We start from the raw sequence: 14,179 nt of genomic DNA, 5'->3' as shown, positions 1-14,179 counted from the left end.
GAACCTTAAAGAATTTGACTGGGGAGACCGCGCTCCCCGGCTTAACGGCTACTCATAAAGCCATTCTTTCAGAGTTGGTTCCCACTCTGAGACTTCGCCTTCGCCAAACCAGAGGGCAATCTCACTTTGGGCCGTCTCGGGTGCGTCTGAGCCGTGGATAATATTGCGGCCAATCGTAATCCCGTAGTCTCCCCGAATCGTCCCAGGCTCAGCCGAGAGCGGATTGGTCGCGCCAATCAGCTTACGGGCCGAGGCAATCGCGCCTTCCCCCTGCCAGACCATCGCCACCACCGGGCTAGAGATAATAAACTCGACCAGGCCGCCGAAGAAAGGCTTGTCGCGATGGACGTCGTAGTGCTTCTCGGCTAGCTCCCGGGATACGGCTAGCTGCTTCAGGGCTACGAGGGTAAAGCCCTTGCGCTCGAACCGGCCAATGATTTCGCCCACCAGCCCCCGCTGCACGCCGTCGGGCTTGATCATAATAAAGGTCTTTTCCACAGATTCACTCCTAAAACGTCAAAAGCTACCGTCGCAAATGCCTATTAGCACTGCTGAGAACGGAGCCTTTCCTATGCTCAGGAAGGAAACGCAGTTTGTAAAGCATTTTGACCAAATTGCCTAATCTGCTGACGCTGCCATAGCCAGTAGCCTACCCCAACCCCGCCCCCCAGGAGCAGCCAGGGTAACAGCAGATGCAAAAGCAATAGCGCGATCCCAAACAGCACGACGAGCCCCAGCGCCAGCCGAATTTTGGCCTCAAAGTCGGAGCGGGAGTTCATACGGGGAGCAGATAGGTTAATGATTCAAATGTATTATACGTCTGATGCCGGGTTGGCAAATATCTGATTGACCGCGATCGCAATCCTGTCTAAATCTTCATCTAACAGCGGCGGCCATTCCACTCCTGTTTGCACCCCCTGCTCATAGCAGCGGCGGCTGTTGTAGGCTAGCCGATGCAGGGCGTAGGCAAACTCCCGGTCGAGGGCCGTCGCTTCCCGCAGGTTGTCAAAGACCGCTCTTAGCGCTAGCAGCAGCGAAGTCACCTGCCCGGGCACCGGCGGCTGGCCCTGCTCCAGACGACCCAAGAACGTATCGGCAGTCTGGTTCTGCGGTAGGGCCTGGCGGGTAAGCTCTTGACGAGCCGTTTTGAAATCCATAGCCGCTCCCAATTGGCTCAAGCTGTTGGCGCATAGCAAAAACCGGGGCACCCTGAGGTCATATCCCAGTTTCGGCTAGGCCGGTTTCGCTAAGTTTCACAGAGACTTTATCATTCCCCTGCCCTAACCGCAGACAAAATCGCCAAAACTAGAAGGGGTACATTTCGAGAGTCATCGCGGCTCAATTCTAAGTAACCCTAGTCCAAGTCATCCTAGAACCTGACGCCCATCGCTCGCCCATGGCAAATCCTCTCCCCGTCCCTTTTGTAGACCTATCGCTTCAGCACCAGCCGCTCCAGGCTGAGCTGCTCAGCCTGTTCCAGGCTAGGCTAGCGGCGGCAGATTTCGTCCTGGGACCAGCTGTGGCGGAATTTGAACACGTCTTCGCCGACGCCTCGGGTGCCGCCTATGGGGTCGGCGTCGGCTGCGGCACCGACGCGATCGCGCTGGGTCTGCAAGCTTGCGGCATTGGCCCCGGTGACGAGGTGATTCTACCGGCTAATACCTTCATCGCCACGCTAATCGGTCTGCTGCGGACAGGGGCGACCCCAATTTTTGTAGACTGTGAGCCCGAGACGGCGCTGATTGACCTGGTCGCCGCCGAGCAGGCGATTACCCCCCGGACTCGGGCCATTATCCCGGTTCATCTCTACGGCCAGATGGTTTCCCCCAGCGAGCTGCGGGCGCTGGCCCAGCGGCATCAGCTGTTTATTTTTGAGGATGCGGCCCAGGCCCATCTGGCTGAGCGAGAGGGCCAGCGAGCCGGTTCGGTGGGGCTGGGTGCGGCCTTTAGCTTTTATCCCAGCAAAAATTTGGGAGCTTTGGGAGATAGCGGTATGCTGTTGACCAGTCAGGGGCTGGTGGCCGAGACGGTGCGATCGCTGCGCAACTACGGGGCTCGCCAAAAGTACGTCCATACCGATGCTGGCGGCACGAACAGCCGTTTGGATACCCTCCAGGCCGCTGTTCTTCAGGCCAAGCTGCCCTATCTGGCTGAGTGGAATCGCGATCGCAACCGCCTGGCCTGCGAATATGACCAGCGGCTCGCCCATCTAGCAGACTACGGCATCCGGCCTCTGCTCAACCGCAGCGGCAGCGGTCATGTCTATCACCTTTACGTCATCCGAATTGCCGCCGACTGCCCGGTAGACCGAGCCCGGCTGCAGCTAGAGCTGACCAGCCAAGATATTCAGACCGGGATTCACTATCCCCTGCCCTGTCATTTGCAGCCCGCCTTTTTATCCCTAGGTCATCGTCAGGGCGACTTTCCCCGGGCCGAAGCGCTCAGTACCGAGATTCTGTCTCTACCAATGTATCCTGGGCTCAGTGAGGCGCAGCTGGAGCGGGTCGTTGCCGCTATTCAGTATCTTGTCACTCAGTCCAGCCGGGCTACTCAGATCCTCGACCCCACCCGCTAACCCCCATGGTCGCCACCCGCCAATCACTCAAATCTTTCCAGCGCCCTCCACTGACCGCTCTGATCTTAGGTCTGCTGGCGGTCCTCTACGGGCCGCTGCTGTGGCACTGGGTAGACGGCTGGTTGACCAAGTCCATCAGCATTCAGCACGAGTACTTCAGCCACGGCCTGCTGGGCATTCCCTTCGCGGCCTATCTAGCCTGGGGCAAGCGGCAGAGCTGGCAGCGATTAGAGCCTAGATTGCACTGGCTAAGCCTGCCGCTGCTGGGTCTGGCCTTCGGGCTCTACAGCAGCGGCCTGAGCGACCTGATGAACCTGTCACTGCCGCTGCTGCTGACCGGCCTTTGTCTGGCCCTCAAGGGCTGGCCGGGGCTGCGGCTGGAGGCGTTTCCACTGCTGCTGCTGGCGCTGGCTACGCCGACCCAGCTGCCCTACCTAATTGAGCCCTATATTCTGCCGCTCCAGCAGTTTATTGCTGCCACCGCAGGCGTCCTGCTCCAGCAGTTCGGCATGGATGTGCAGGTCAACCAGATCTACCTGGCCGTCAATGGCCAGCTGGTAGAAGTTGCCCCCCACTGCGCCGGGCTCAAGATGCTGTTTACCAGCCTTTACATGGGGCTGATCTTAGCCTACTGGACGGGATTGAATCGCTCTCGGCTGCGCACCGGGCTTTTCTTTATCGGCATTGTCGGCATCAGCATTGTCGGCAATATTATTCGCAATACGCTGCTGGCGTTCTTCCACGGCTCAGGACAGCGAAGTGCCTTCGACTGGCTGCACGAAAGCTGGGGCGGCGATCTTTACTCCGCAGCGATGCTGGGCTCACTGATTGTGCTAATCCGGGCGATAGAGCACGCTGTGCCACCTTCCCTTAACCTGGCCGCTCCGGCGTCCTCCATGGCTGAACCGGATAGGACGGGCGGCCAGCCACCTCGCGGTTACTTTTAGCGTTTTGAACGGCAATTACAGCTATGGCTTCTCCCGCGATCGCAAATCCCTTTCCCAAAGCTGCTCGATGTCTGGTACTGGCGGCTTTAGCGCTGCTGATTGCAGTCAGCGCGCTGCCCTACTATAGGTCCGGCTGGCCCTGGGCTAGCCCCCCCGACGTGCCCCACGTAGCGGCATTGAAGACGCTACAGCAGAAAGGGCTAGCCCTGCCCGGCTGGGAAACTCAGGAACAGTCTCAAATTTCTCTGGGGGGACATGACTGGTCCGTGCAGCAGATTGCGCCGGCGACGCCTAACGCGGCTAATCCGATCGCCCAGGCAGCGCTGCTGCTGCGGCCACAGGTCTGGTATGCCGACCAGCCCGAAGTGGAATGGCTTGATATTAGGGGCTCCCAGCAGTGGACGGTGGATTCGCGTCAGCGGCTGACGTTCACAGTCCCCGTTCCGGAGCAGCTGTCCTCTGCACAGGCAGACTCGGCCCCTACTCAGGTGACCGCCGATTTTTTTCGCGCTTGGAATCCAACTCAAACCTATGCCGTCCTGCAGTGGTATGCCTGGCCTACCGGCGGCCATCCTGCCCTTAGTCGCTGGTTCTGGCTCGACCAAAAGGCCCAGTTACAAAAGCAGCAGCGGCTGCCCTGGGTAGCCGTTAGTCTTTTGATCCCAATTCCACCGCTAGGCGATATTCAGCCCTATCTTGAGTCGGCGGAGGCCCTAGCTGAGACCGTTCAGCAGGCGCTGATTGACGCTGCTTTTCAGGCTTAATGGCCTAGTACAATCTCTCTGTCTGAGTCGGCTGACACCGCTTTATTAAAATCTCAGGATGAAGGCGGTTTTAGACTGAAGCGCTATTCATGTCCAAAGAGTTACTCATGTTTTAAGTTCAGACACTATGGATTTGGAACTCTATAGGCTACAGTGGCTACAGTTTTATCCTAATTCTATTTCTAGCTCCGGCTGTAGCCGATGCATGTCTTCCCGTTAGAGCTCTTAGTAGGTTTTCTGAGCCGCGATCGTTCTCTCTACTGATTACGCTATGTCCAAAAGTTTATTTGAGCTGAAGCTGAGACCGCGACCCGTTTTCCCTAAGCAGACCGGTTCGGAAGCGCTGCCATCGGCTTACCTGCTGGCTGGAACGCTGCTGCTGGGTACGCTAACGCTGGGCGGTCTTAGTGGTAAGGCGCTGGCTCAGCAAGACGCGCCGCTACCTAGCCTACCGCCTGCCGAGAGCAGCCCGGAGCCGGTCGATCAGGAGCGAGACCCCGATGCAGCCGATCCGGCAGAGGGTGACCTAGGTCCAGATAGCCCAGACAGTATCGAAATTGCACCCGCTATCGAGCAGGTGCCGACAGTTGACCTGCTGCCGTCGCTCCAGGATGGGTTCATTCTGACGCCGGAGCGGCTACAGGGGGTGATCGAAGCCTCCCCGGTTGAAGCTGACTTTGACAGCTATCGACTGGGACCGGGCGACAGCCTTTTTGTTAGCGTGCAGCGGTTTCCGGACCTCAGCTTTCAGGCCACGCTGGATCTGCAGGGCAACGTCGTTGTCCCCATCCAAGGGGCTGTCTCTTTGGAGGGGCTAACCCTGAGCCAAGCTGAACAGCTGATTCGAAACATCTATAACCAATATGTGGTTATTCGCCAGCCCCAAGATGTGACCCTGACGCTCGTCGCTCAGCGTGGTGTAGAGGTCACTATCTTAGGGGAAGTAGAGCGACCGGGTTTTTACCCCTTAGCCGATCCTAGAGTCGCGACGGCCCTGCTCACTGCTGGGGGGCCACCCGCAGTTCTGACCTGCGCTCGATCCAGGTGCAGCGACAGGTGCAGCGGGAAGGGCGGGTTATCGAGGAAACGGTCGATCTGTTCACGCCATTGGTTGAGGGCGGGGCGTTACCTAACCTACGCTTGGAAGATGGCGATGTCGTCTTTATTCCCAAACTCGATCCGAGTGATATTGAAAACTACGATAGATTTCTAGTAGCTCGATCAACGCTAGCTCAGCCAACGATTGAGGTTCGTTTTATCAACTACGCTGGCGGCGGTGGCGTAGGCCGGGTAACGCTTGAAAACGGCAGCACCTTCGTGGATGCCATTACCGAAATTAGGGTCAATGCTGACCAAGCCCGGCTGGGAGATGTGGCCCTAATTCGGTTTGATCCTGAAACGGGTCGGGCGGTGACCATTAGTCTAGATGCTAAAGATGCGATTCGAGGTGATATCACTCAAAACCCTCCGCTAGAAGATAACGACGTGATTATCGTTGGCCGAACCCTAATTGGCCGGATTACCTTTGCGCTAGGCCAGTTCACTCGACCCTTCCGAGATATTTTAGGATTTGTCCTGTTCTTTGACTCACTGATAGACAATGCAGATAATTTATTTAGCCCATGAGGTTGAGGTTCGATGGGCTCAGGTTTTCAAAGGGATATTTCTAACCGTGTGTTGACAGTATGTTTAAAGAAAACGGAACGCACTCAAGCGTTAAGCTTGACGCTATGCTATAAGAAAATCATTTAGGTTTAGTCTGGCTTGATCTGAGGCTTTCCCGCCGATAGCTGGCTTAGATCAAATTCGCTGAATTGTCTAGTCTGAAGAACTATGGCTTCCCCTTTAATTAAACGGTATCTACTTGCCCTTCAACGCTACAAATGGGCTGGCTTGGCGAGTTTTCTAGCCGTTTTAGGGGCTGCCGGTGTGATTGCTCTGCGGCCCAAGCCAGAGGCAGATTTTTATGCCCAGGGGGTACTGGTCGATAACTCACCTACCGTGTCGTTTACGGCGACGGGCAACCGGGTGCAGGCCCAGGGTTTAGGTATCATCAACGAGGAATTTTTGCTCTCAGATGTTCTACTAGAGGCGGTTTCTGCCGAGCTGGAGAATCGGGGGATTTCTGTAACGGCCGATGAGTTGGCCCAAAATACCGAACTGACAATTGATAATACCGCAGCTGATGCCGGGAGAAGGGGTAGAAATAATAACACGGGTACGGGACGAGAGCGGGTAACCGTGCGCTACAACGGAGACGATCCGGAGACGCCCCAAACGATTCTCAACGTGATGTTTCAGGGCATGGTGGAGCTCAGCCGCGAGTCTAACAAGGCCAAGCTGCGGGCGATCCTCCAGGCGCTAGATGAGCGCAACCCGGAGATTGAAGCTGAGCTGCGGCAGGCCGAACAGGCCCTGGAAGCCTACGATCGGATTGAGGGGCCAGCGATTCAGGCGTCTCTGGACGGCAGCCTGCTGGGCGCAATTTCGGGCAGCCAGAATCAGATCCGGCAAAACCAGATTGCGCTAGCCGGAATTGAAGCTCAGATGCGGAGCCTCAGTCAGCAGCTGGGGATGACGCCAGAGCAGGCCTACGCCTCTTCTGCACTCAGCGCCGACCCCATTATTGCCAATCTGCGCGCTCGAATCTACGACACTGAGTCCCAGATCCAGCTGCTGTTTGCCTCCGACTACAAGCCAGAGCATCCCACTGTAATCGAGCTGCGGCGCTCTCTGGCGGCTCTCAATCAGCTACTTCAGGAGCGAGCCGCAGAGGTGATTGGCGGCAGAGGTCAGAATACGCCCATTCCCAGCGGGACTCAGGTGCGGCAGGACAGTAGCTTGGATCCGGCCCGCTCGGCGCTGGCCAACCAGCTCGTCGGTCTCAAGAATCAGCGCGATGCCATTCTCCAACAGCAGCAGGTGTTAGCTCAGTCTGCTCAGGATCTGCGTCAGCAATATTCAAGCCTGCCTAACAAGCAGCTGGAGCGCGATCGCTTAGCCCAGCAGGTTGCCCTGCGGCGAGCCCTCTACGATCAGATTCAGGCTAGCCGAATCGACGCTGAGGCGGCCGATGCAGAAACGGTTAGCAGTCTAACGGTCGCGACTCCGCCATTCGTTGTGAGAGAAGATCCGGAAACGGCTAATCCTATCCTGGTCCTACTCGCTGGCGGCGTGGTCGGTCTAATTGTCGGCGGTGTGGTCATTTTCTTGCTCGATGCGCTCGACGGTACTGTACGGACTTCGGAAGACCTAGAGACCATTTTCTACGATCAGGAACTGCCGGTGCTGGGCATCATTCCGATCATCAAGACGCGGCCGGCCAAGGCAGCACCGGTCTTGCTTCAGCCGGACTCGGTTTACAACGAAAACTATGAGCGTTTCTTGAGCAAGCTGCGGCTAGCTGGAGCTAACGGTAGCACGTTGGGACCCAGGGTGGTTTTAATCACCAGCACCCGTGGGGCAGAAGGGAAGAGCATCAGCGCTTTCAATATCGCGATCGCGTCGGCCCGGGCCGGTCGGCGGACGCTGCTGGTCGAGGCCGATCTGCGCGCGCCGTCCAGAGCCCAGTATCTCAATATTGCCCCCGATCCGCAGTCCACTGTTGAGCCGCTGCGCTATTACAGTGGTCAGCTCAGCGAAAATATTCGGATGGCTTCTGCGGTAGAGAATCTGTATGTTTCGCCGGGGCCGGGGCCGCTCAGGCGCACAGCGGGCGTCCTGGAGTCGGGGGAGGTCAAGCGTTTCTTAGAAGATGCCCGGGGTCGATTTGACATGGTGGTCTTAGATACGCCAGCCCTCAGCCGCTGCGACGATGCGCTGCTGTTAGAGAGCCTGACCGACGGCATGATCCTGGTAACTCGGCCTGGCGTGACTGAGAAGGCTGTCTTGACTGCTGTCCTGGATGAGCTGGAGCTGAGCGAAGACGTTCGGCTGCTTGGCGCAATCATCAACGCCGCCGATTCAGACTCCCTGACAGCAGTTTCTGAGGAACCCTCCTCGGATGCTCAAACTGCAGCAGACAATCTAGCGCTGGAGCGCGAGCTAGACCGCGTACCGACGGGAAGAGTTGACTTTTAGAGCGAGCTTCGAGTATCGCAGACCGATGACGACCTATTACTATGCTGTCGCTAGCCAGCGATTTTTGCTGGAAGAAGAACCCTTTGAGGAAGTTTTGAAAGAGCGGCAGCGGCACTACCAGTCCCAGGAACAGGCGGTTGACTTTTGGCTGATCAAGCAGCCCGCTTTTTTAGACGCGCCAGCCCTGTCTGACATTAAAGCTCGCTGCCCACAGCCGGCAGCAGCCGTTATCTCAACCCAGCCAACGTTTATTACCTGGCTCAAGCTGAGGTTGGAGTACGTTGCTACAGGCAGCTTTGAGGCCCCTTCGGAGACCATTCCTGACCCGCTAGCATCCCTGGCCACGGCGTCGTGAAAGACTCAGGCTTCAGCCAAATTTGGGACGGGCTCCCCCTAGACTGGCAGGGTGAGCGGTTGTGCCAATAGTTTCGCGACTGTTACTGATGACCGGGCTCCTTGGCGGTGCGTTTCAGCCGCTGGCAGGAATAGCTCAAACCAGTCTGCCGAGCTGCCCTCCACCGGCGACGGCGGAATATCTGCTGCTGATTCGCGGCGAGGATGCGGCCGATAGAGACCGGATTGTATCCGTGCTGCCCCAGGAAAATCCGGTTCTGATCTGTGAGTATGCCGGCGAGGTGATTGTCCGTGCCGGTGGCTTTACCCAGCTGGAAACGGCTAACGCCTGGGCGACCTACATGGACGACATTGAGGGCTACGAAGCCTTTGTTTCAGTGGAGCCAGGCCAGGCCGAGCCTATCGCCTATCAGCCTCAGCCGCTCCGGTCCGGCTATGCAGTATTAGTGGACTACGATCACAGCCTTGCGACTGTCGCCGCCGTTGAGCGGCTGATTGACCAGCCGGTAGGGCTAGCGGCCTACCAGCAGCGCCCCTACCTGCTGATAGAACATACGGAAGATGCGGTCACCGCAGTCGAGCAGCTAGAGCAGCTCAGCCAGGCCAACTTCATCGCCGTCCTCGTAGATGGAGAGCAGGTCGTTAGGCTGACTGAGGCCATTGCCGCGATCGCGACTGAGCCAGAGTAATCGACAGTTCTCGACTCAGACTAGTAAGTCAGACTAGTAAGCAGGAGCCGCAATGCAGGCGACGAGAGCCCCTAGCAGAGAACCGACAATCACCTGCACAGGCGTATGCCCCAACAGTTCTTTCAGCCGGTCTTCGTTAAACTCGGCATGTTCCTGAAATATTTCATCAATGATTTGATTGAGGATTTTGGCCTGCTTACCCGCTGCCTGACGCACCCCAGCGGCGTCGTACATGACAATCACCGCAAAAATGGAGGTGGCGGCAAAGGCTGGACTGCTCCAGCCAATGGCCTGCCCCACGCCCACCGCTAGCGCCGTCACCAGAGCGGAATGGGCGCTGGGCATACCGCCGGTCTCGACCATTGCCCGCAGGTTGATCTTGCCATGCTGAGCAAAGTCGATGACGGCTTTGAGCACCTGAGCCAGCAGACAGGCAATAACGGCAACGAGCAGTACGTGGTTTTGGAAGATGTCCTGAAAATCCTGCATAGGGGTTAATGAGTACGGGCGGCTATGTAGTCTGCGATCGCAACCAGCGGCTGCCGCAGCGGACCAAAGGCAGAAAGTTCGGCTTTGGCGGCTGCAACCAGCTGCTGCGCCTGGCGCTGCGACTCATCGATACCCCAGAAGCTAGGATAGGTCGCTTTCTGCGCCGCAAGATCTTTGCCAACTGATTTACCGAGTGCCTCTGGGGTGGAAGTCAGGTCTAACACATCGTCGATAATTTGAAAGGCAAGCCCAACATTTTGAGCATAGCGTGACAGCCGTTGGCGAGTATCCGCCGGGGCTCCGGCTAGGATGGCGCCCGAAACGACAGAGACTTCTAGCAGCGCTGCTGTTTTGTGGCGATGGATAAAATTGAGCGTCTCTAGGCTCACCTCAGTTCCTTCAGAAGCCAGATCGACAATCTGGCCGCCGACTAGACCGGCTGCACCAACAGCGCGGCCGAGCTGAGCCATCACCTGGATCAGCCGCTCTGGTGGCACTGCCTGGGACTGCTCGGCAATGTGCTCAAAGGCATAGGCCAGCAGCGCATCGCCTGCCAAAATAGCCACATCCTCGCCATAGACTTTGTGATTGGTCAAATGGCCCCGGCGGTAGTCGTCATTATCCATAGAGGGCAGATCATCATGGATCAGTGACATCGTATGCACCATTTCTAGACCACAGGCGGTCGGCATTGCCATTTCGACCGTCCCCCCAGCCAGTTCGCAGCTGGCCAGACAGAGAATCGGCCGCAGCCGTTTGCCGCCGGCGAGCAGAGAGTATCGCATCGACTCATAAATCGATTCTGGGTAGACCACTTCAATCGCGCGATCGAGGGCCGCTTCGACCCGGGCCTGGCGCTCGGCTAAATAGTCTGGTAAGACAAAAGGCACGGTGTCAGTACTGGCTGAATGGGTAGTAACCATGGGAACTTGTGGAAATTTAGTCAATTTTAAAACGCTTGCGATAGCTCAGCACGGTATTGTGCAATAGCGTCGCGACGGTCATCGGACCCACTCCCCCCGGGACTGGCGTAATCCACCGGGCAACAGGGCTAACAGACTCAAAGTCAACATCTCCCACCAGGCGTTCCAGTCCCGTAACCGGATCGGCGATGCGGTTGATCCCAACGTCAACGACGGCTGCGCCTGGCTTCACCTGATCGCCTTTGACCAGTTCGGGAATGCCAACCGCTACTACTAGAATATCGGCAGAGCGGGTCAGCTCAGACAGGTTTTTTGAGCGTGAATGCACCATAATCGGCGTTGCATTCGCGTTGAGCAGCATCATCGCCATCGGTTTGCCGACTAGAACGCTGCGCCCTAGCACCGCTGCCGTTTTGCCTTCTAACGGAATGTTGTTCGCTTTGAGGAGCTGCATCACCCCGGCTGGCGTGCAGCTGCGTAGGCCCGGTTCATCCCTCAACAGGCGACCCAAATTCACCGGGTGCAGACCGTCAGCGTCCTTGTCAGGCGCAATCTGCTCTAGCAGCGCGATCGCGTCTAAGTGCTGGGGTAGCGGTAGCTGTAACAGAATACCATCTACCCGAGAGTCGTGATTCAGGTCAGCAATGGTCTGGGCGAGCTGAGCCGGCTCGGTTTCAGCCGGGAAAATCTGCCCCAGCGCCGCAATCCCAACCTGCTCGCAGGCGCGCGCCTTGTTGCGCACGTAGGCCGCACTGGCTGGGTTGTCCCCTACCATGAGTACGGCTAGGCCAGGCGGCCGACCGTACTCAATTTGCCAGGCCTGTATGCGAGTGGTGAGCTCGGCCTGAATGCTTAGCGCCAGGGCTTTGCCGTCGAGAATCTGGGCCATAGTGTTAGAATACGATACCGTTATGACCGGCGGCTGCTCATTCATTATCCCCCGCTTTGAACCGAGTATCTAATGGATTTTGCCGGATTTTGTCCCCGAACCTGGCTTAGACAGCTGATTTGCCTTTTCGCCAACGGTAGTCATTCATGGCTAATCCACGCTCGACTATGTCGAAGTTTTGCTGGCCTGCGCTCGGATGTAGCCTAGGCCTACTGATGTTTACCAGCTGCAGCTTAGCTGAGACTGACGACCCGGCGGCCAGCGGTTTCTCGATTCCGGTGCTGGAGGTGGGTGCCCGGACGGTCTCCATTGACTCCGTCCAAGCTCCAGAACTGACCCAGCAGACGGTCGTTCTGCGAGGACAGGTGCAGCAGCGCGTTCCTATCCTGGGCGGCTGGCTCTATGAGCTTCAGGACGAAACCGGCGGCATTTGGGTCGTCGCACCCCAGTCTCCGCCGGAGGTCGGGAGTACCCTGACCGTCGAAGGGTCTGTCCAGTACAAAGAAATCTCCAACGGGGTGATCAATCAGGGAGAATATTACCTTCAGCAGATCCCGTAGCCCCTGCCCCCAACCGATGCCTGTCTATCCCGAACATCCGATTTTGCGCCAGAGTTTTGCAGTCATCGACCAAGAGATCGGCGAGCATCGTTTCTCCCCCGCTGAATATGCCGTGGTTCGGCGGCTCATTCATAGCACGGCCGACTTTCAGCTGGCCTCTCAGCTCACCTTCAGCGCCACCGCGATCGCCGCTGCTGCTGCCGCCCTGCGGCAGGGAACACCCATCATTACCGACGTCAGTATGGTCGCTCAAGGAATCCGGGGCGTGGTCAGCCGCACTTGGAAAAACCCGATTGTCGTGGCCATTGATCGGGCAGAACCGCTGCGACCTGGTCAAACTCGCACCGCTAGCGGTCTGCTCAACTGTTGGCAAGCCTATCCAGACGGCATTTTTGTCATCGCCAATGCGCCGACAGCGCTGCTGGCGCTCTGTGAGGCGCTCTGTAATCAGATTACCCATGGCAAACGGCCTGCCTTCGTGCTCGGTGCGCCGGTCGGGTTTATCAACGTGGTGGAGTCTAAGCAAGCGCTAGCCGCCATACCGGTGCCTCAGATTCGGATTGATGGTCGCCGGGGCGGGTCGGGTGCCGCCGCCGCTATTGTTAATGCACTGCTAATCTGGAGCTGGGAGCAGCTACCGTGACCGCGCCAGTTCAGCTGATTCAAGTCGTGGGCATCGGGCTAAACGGGGCAGAAAGCCTAGCCCTGGCCGAGCAACAGCGGGTCGAACAGGCAGAACTGCTGATTGGCAGCGATCGCCACCTCGCCTACTTTCCCAATCATGCTGCGGAAAAATGGCGGCTGGCTGACTTTCAGTCTCTGTTCGAGGCACTAAAGGCCCGATTGGCTACCGCCTCGCCACCCCGGACCGTAATTTTAACCTCAGGCGATCCGCTATTTTTTGGTCTGGGTCGGCTACTGCTTGCCCAGTTCCCGGCTGAGCAGCTGGCCTTTCATCCCCATCCCAGCTCGGTACAGCTCGCCTTCAGCCGGCTCAAGCTGCCCTGGCAAGATGCTCACGTCGTCAGCGTCCATGGGCGTTCACCTGAAGCGCTGGTCCAGGCTCTCAAGCGAGGGACGAATAAAATTGCTGTTCTCACCGATTCTGACCATACGCCAGCCGCGATCGCAGCGCTGCTCCTCGACCTAGAACTCCCCTTTGAATACCGGATCTGGGTCTGCGAGAATCTGGGCGGTGAGGCCGAGCGGGTCCAGTTCTACGAGCTGAACGACCTGCGCCATCGGTCCTTTGCCCCGCTAAATGTGGTGGTGCTGCTGAGGCAGATCGCATCGACAAGCCCAGTTCATCTGCCGCTGATTGGCCTGCCCGATGCGGCCTTCCTCAGCTTTGAAGATCGTCCCGGCCTGATCACCAAGCGCGAAGTTCGGCTGCTCATTTTAGGCGCGATCGCGCCTTTGCCGGGTCAGACGATTTGGGACATTGGAGCCGGTACCGGTTCAGTCAGCATTGAGATTGCTCGTCTTTGTCCCACTGCCCATCTGTACGCCATTGAGCAGACCGCCATGGGGACAGCCCTGATTCAGCAAAATGCCCAGCGGCTCGGCACACCTAACCTCACCGTCGTCAGCGGTCGAGCACCGGCGGTACTGCGATCGCTGCCTTCACCCGATCGCGCCTTTATTGGTGGCAGTCAGGGAGAGCTTGACGTCATTCTCGATAGCTTAGCCCATAGGCTATCGGCAGAAGGGCGGATTGTGATTGCTCTAGCGACCCTAGAGCACCTAGCCCAGCTCACGCGGTGGATAGAGCGGTCTGGGCTGAACTGGCAGCACCAGCTACTCCAGATTAATTTGGCTCGTTCTGTGGCGGTAGGACCCCTAACCCGGTTATCCCCCTTGAACCCCGTCATGCTAAGCACGCTATTTAAACCAGCCCAAGAATGAGCCA

General features: G+C 57.7%; 17 protein-coding genes. 11 read left to right on the top strand and 6 right to left on the bottom strand.

Going from position 1 to position 14,179, the window contains the following annotated elements; translation table 11 throughout:
• Positions 1-48 precede the first annotated feature (48 nt).
• The 3 genes from ndk to IQ241_RS09280 all read right to left on the bottom strand — a co-directional run bounded on the left by ndk (position 49) and on the right by IQ241_RS09280 (position 1,157).
• The gene (gene ndk, locus IQ241_RS09290; protein WP_193906307.1) at positions 49-498 is read right to left on the bottom strand and encodes a nucleoside-diphosphate kinase; all 450 of its coding nucleotides are present in this window, start codon (positions 496-498) and stop codon (positions 49-51) included.
• Between the two features lie 77 nt (positions 499-575).
• Positions 576-779 (bottom strand): hypothetical protein, encoded by a 204-nt coding sequence (locus tag IQ241_RS09285; protein WP_193906306.1) that lies wholly within the window; start codon positions 777-779, stop codon positions 576-578.
• A gap of 33 nt (positions 780-812) precedes the next feature.
• On the bottom strand, positions 813-1,157 hold the full coding sequence (locus IQ241_RS09280) for a Dethiobiotin synthetase (protein WP_193906305.1): 345 nt from the start codon (positions 1,155-1,157) through the stop codon (positions 813-815).
• Between the two features lie 239 nt (positions 1,158-1,396).
• Between IQ241_RS09280 and IQ241_RS09275 the strand changes: the two genes are divergently transcribed.
• The 8 genes from IQ241_RS09275 (at position 1,397) to IQ241_RS09245 (ending at position 9,409) form a co-directional block, all read left to right on the top strand.
• Positions 1,397-2,575, top strand: coding sequence for a DegT/DnrJ/EryC1/StrS family aminotransferase (locus tag IQ241_RS09275; protein ID WP_193906304.1), 1,179 nt, complete (start codon positions 1,397-1,399; stop codon positions 2,573-2,575).
• A gap of 5 nt (positions 2,576-2,580) precedes the next feature.
• Positions 2,581-3,522 (top strand): cyanoexosortase B, encoded by a 942-nt coding sequence (gene crtB / locus IQ241_RS09270; RefSeq protein WP_193906303.1) that lies wholly within the window; start codon positions 2,581-2,583, stop codon positions 3,520-3,522.
• Between the two features lie 23 nt (positions 3,523-3,545).
• Positions 3,546-4,286 (top strand): cyanoexosortase B system-associated protein, encoded by a 741-nt coding sequence (locus tag IQ241_RS09265; RefSeq protein WP_193906302.1) that lies wholly within the window; start codon positions 3,546-3,548, stop codon positions 4,284-4,286.
• A 271-nt stretch (positions 4,287-4,557) separates the two neighbouring features.
• The gene (locus IQ241_RS09260) at positions 4,558-5,499 is read left to right on the top strand and encodes a polysaccharide biosynthesis/export family protein (protein ID WP_228021530.1); all 942 of its coding nucleotides are present in this window, start codon (positions 4,558-4,560) and stop codon (positions 5,497-5,499) included.
• A complete protein-coding gene (locus tag IQ241_RS25465) occupies positions 5,427-5,912 on the top strand; it encodes a hypothetical protein (RefSeq protein WP_228021529.1) in 486 nt (161 codons plus the stop codon). Before IQ241_RS09260 ends, IQ241_RS25465 begins: the two co-directional genes overlap by 73 nt.
• A gap of 207 nt (positions 5,913-6,119) precedes the next feature.
• A complete protein-coding gene (locus tag IQ241_RS09255) occupies positions 6,120-8,366 on the top strand; it encodes a GumC family protein (protein WP_193906301.1) in 2,247 nt (748 codons plus the stop codon).
• Positions 8,367-8,391: 25 nt separating this feature from the next.
• Entirely contained in the window at positions 8,392-8,721 is a 330-nt protein-coding gene (locus IQ241_RS09250; RefSeq protein ID WP_193906300.1) for an MgPME-cyclase complex family protein, read from the top strand.
• 88 nt (positions 8,722-8,809) lie between these two features.
• Positions 8,810-9,409, top strand: coding sequence for a hypothetical protein (locus IQ241_RS09245; RefSeq protein ID WP_193906294.1), 600 nt, complete (start codon positions 8,810-8,812; stop codon positions 9,407-9,409).
• Positions 9,410-9,442: 33 nt separating this feature from the next.
• Here the strand turns inward: IQ241_RS09245 and IQ241_RS09240 are convergent, their stop codons facing one another.
• Genes IQ241_RS09240 through folD form a run of 3 tightly spaced genes read right to left on the bottom strand, consistent with a single transcriptional unit; the run spans position 9,443 to position 11,710 of the window.
• Positions 9,443-9,898 carry a divergent PAP2 family protein gene (locus IQ241_RS09240; RefSeq protein ID WP_193906292.1) on the bottom strand — a complete coding sequence of 152 codons (456 nt, stop codon included), beginning with the start codon at positions 9,896-9,898 and terminating at the stop codon, positions 9,443-9,445.
• A gap of 5 nt (positions 9,899-9,903) precedes the next feature.
• Positions 9,904-10,821: a geranylgeranyl diphosphate synthase CrtE gene (crtE, locus tag IQ241_RS09235; protein ID WP_193906289.1), complete on the bottom strand. Its 918-nt coding sequence runs from the start codon at positions 10,819-10,821 to the stop codon at positions 9,904-9,906.
• A gap of 16 nt (positions 10,822-10,837) precedes the next feature.
• A complete protein-coding gene (gene folD, locus IQ241_RS09230) occupies positions 10,838-11,710 on the bottom strand; it encodes a bifunctional methylenetetrahydrofolate dehydrogenase/methenyltetrahydrofolate cyclohydrolase FolD (protein ID WP_193906287.1) in 873 nt (290 codons plus the stop codon).
• Between the two features lie 215 nt (positions 11,711-11,925).
• On the opposite strand from folD, the gene IQ241_RS09225 reads away from it, so the two are divergent.
• Genes IQ241_RS09225 through cbiE form a run of 3 tightly spaced genes read left to right on the top strand, consistent with a single transcriptional unit; the run spans position 11,926 to position 14,175 of the window.
• Positions 11,926-12,270, top strand: a complete 345-nt coding sequence (locus tag IQ241_RS09225) for a hypothetical protein (protein WP_193906285.1) — start codon at positions 11,926-11,928, stop codon at positions 12,268-12,270.
• 16 nt (positions 12,271-12,286) lie between these two features.
• Entirely contained in the window at positions 12,287-12,913 is a 627-nt protein-coding gene (locus tag IQ241_RS09220) for a precorrin-8X methylmutase (RefSeq protein ID WP_193906283.1), read from the top strand.
• Entirely contained in the window at positions 12,910-14,175 is a 1,266-nt protein-coding gene (cbiE, locus tag IQ241_RS09215; protein ID WP_193906281.1) for a precorrin-6y C5,15-methyltransferase (decarboxylating) subunit CbiE, read from the top strand. The genes IQ241_RS09220 and cbiE overlap by 4 nt, the downstream gene beginning before the upstream one ends.
• Positions 14,176-14,179: the final 4 nt, after the last annotated feature.

The organism is Vasconcelosia minhoensis LEGE 07310, from assembly GCF_015207255.1.
Taxonomy (GTDB): Bacteria; Cyanobacteriota; Cyanobacteriia; order Phormidesmidales; family Phormidesmidaceae; genus Vasconcelosia; species Vasconcelosia minhoensis.
The sequence above is the reverse complement of the archived record's forward strand: the minus strand, read 5'-3'. Positions and strand labels throughout refer to the sequence as shown.

Coding starts and splice junctions, on each gene's coding strand:
- IQ241_RS09255 (WP_193906301.1), top strand. CDS start 6,120: ATGGCTTCCCCTTTAATTAAACGGTATCTACTTGCCCTTCAACGCTAC.
- IQ241_RS09240 (WP_193906292.1), bottom strand. CDS start 9,898: ATGCAGGATTTTCAGGACATCTTCCAAAACCACGTACTGCTCGTTGCC.
- folD (WP_193906287.1), bottom strand. CDS start 11,710: ATGGCCCAGATTCTCGACGGCAAAGCCCTGGCGCTAAGCATTCAGGCC.
- IQ241_RS09275 (WP_193906304.1), top strand. CDS start 1,397: ATGGCAAATCCTCTCCCCGTCCCTTTTGTAGACCTATCGCTTCAGCAC.
- IQ241_RS09285 (WP_193906306.1), bottom strand. CDS start 779: ATGAACTCCCGCTCCGACTTTGAGGCCAAAATTCGGCTGGCGCTGGGG.
- IQ241_RS09250 (WP_193906300.1), top strand. CDS start 8,392: ATGACGACCTATTACTATGCTGTCGCTAGCCAGCGATTTTTGCTGGAA.
- IQ241_RS09265 (WP_193906302.1), top strand. CDS start 3,546: ATGGCTTCTCCCGCGATCGCAAATCCCTTTCCCAAAGCTGCTCGATGT.
- crtE (WP_193906289.1), bottom strand. CDS start 10,821: ATGGTTACTACCCATTCAGCCAGTACTGACACCGTGCCTTTTGTCTTA.
- IQ241_RS09225 (WP_193906285.1), top strand. CDS start 11,926: ATGTTTACCAGCTGCAGCTTAGCTGAGACTGACGACCCGGCGGCCAGC.
- crtB (WP_193906303.1), top strand. CDS start 2,581: ATGGTCGCCACCCGCCAATCACTCAAATCTTTCCAGCGCCCTCCACTG.
- IQ241_RS09260 (WP_228021530.1), top strand. CDS start 4,558: ATGTCCAAAAGTTTATTTGAGCTGAAGCTGAGACCGCGACCCGTTTTC.
- IQ241_RS09220 (WP_193906283.1), top strand. CDS start 12,287: ATGCCTGTCTATCCCGAACATCCGATTTTGCGCCAGAGTTTTGCAGTC.
- IQ241_RS09280 (WP_193906305.1), bottom strand. CDS start 1,157: ATGGATTTCAAAACGGCTCGTCAAGAGCTTACCCGCCAGGCCCTACCG.
- IQ241_RS09245 (WP_193906294.1), top strand. CDS start 8,810: ATGACCGGGCTCCTTGGCGGTGCGTTTCAGCCGCTGGCAGGAATAGCT.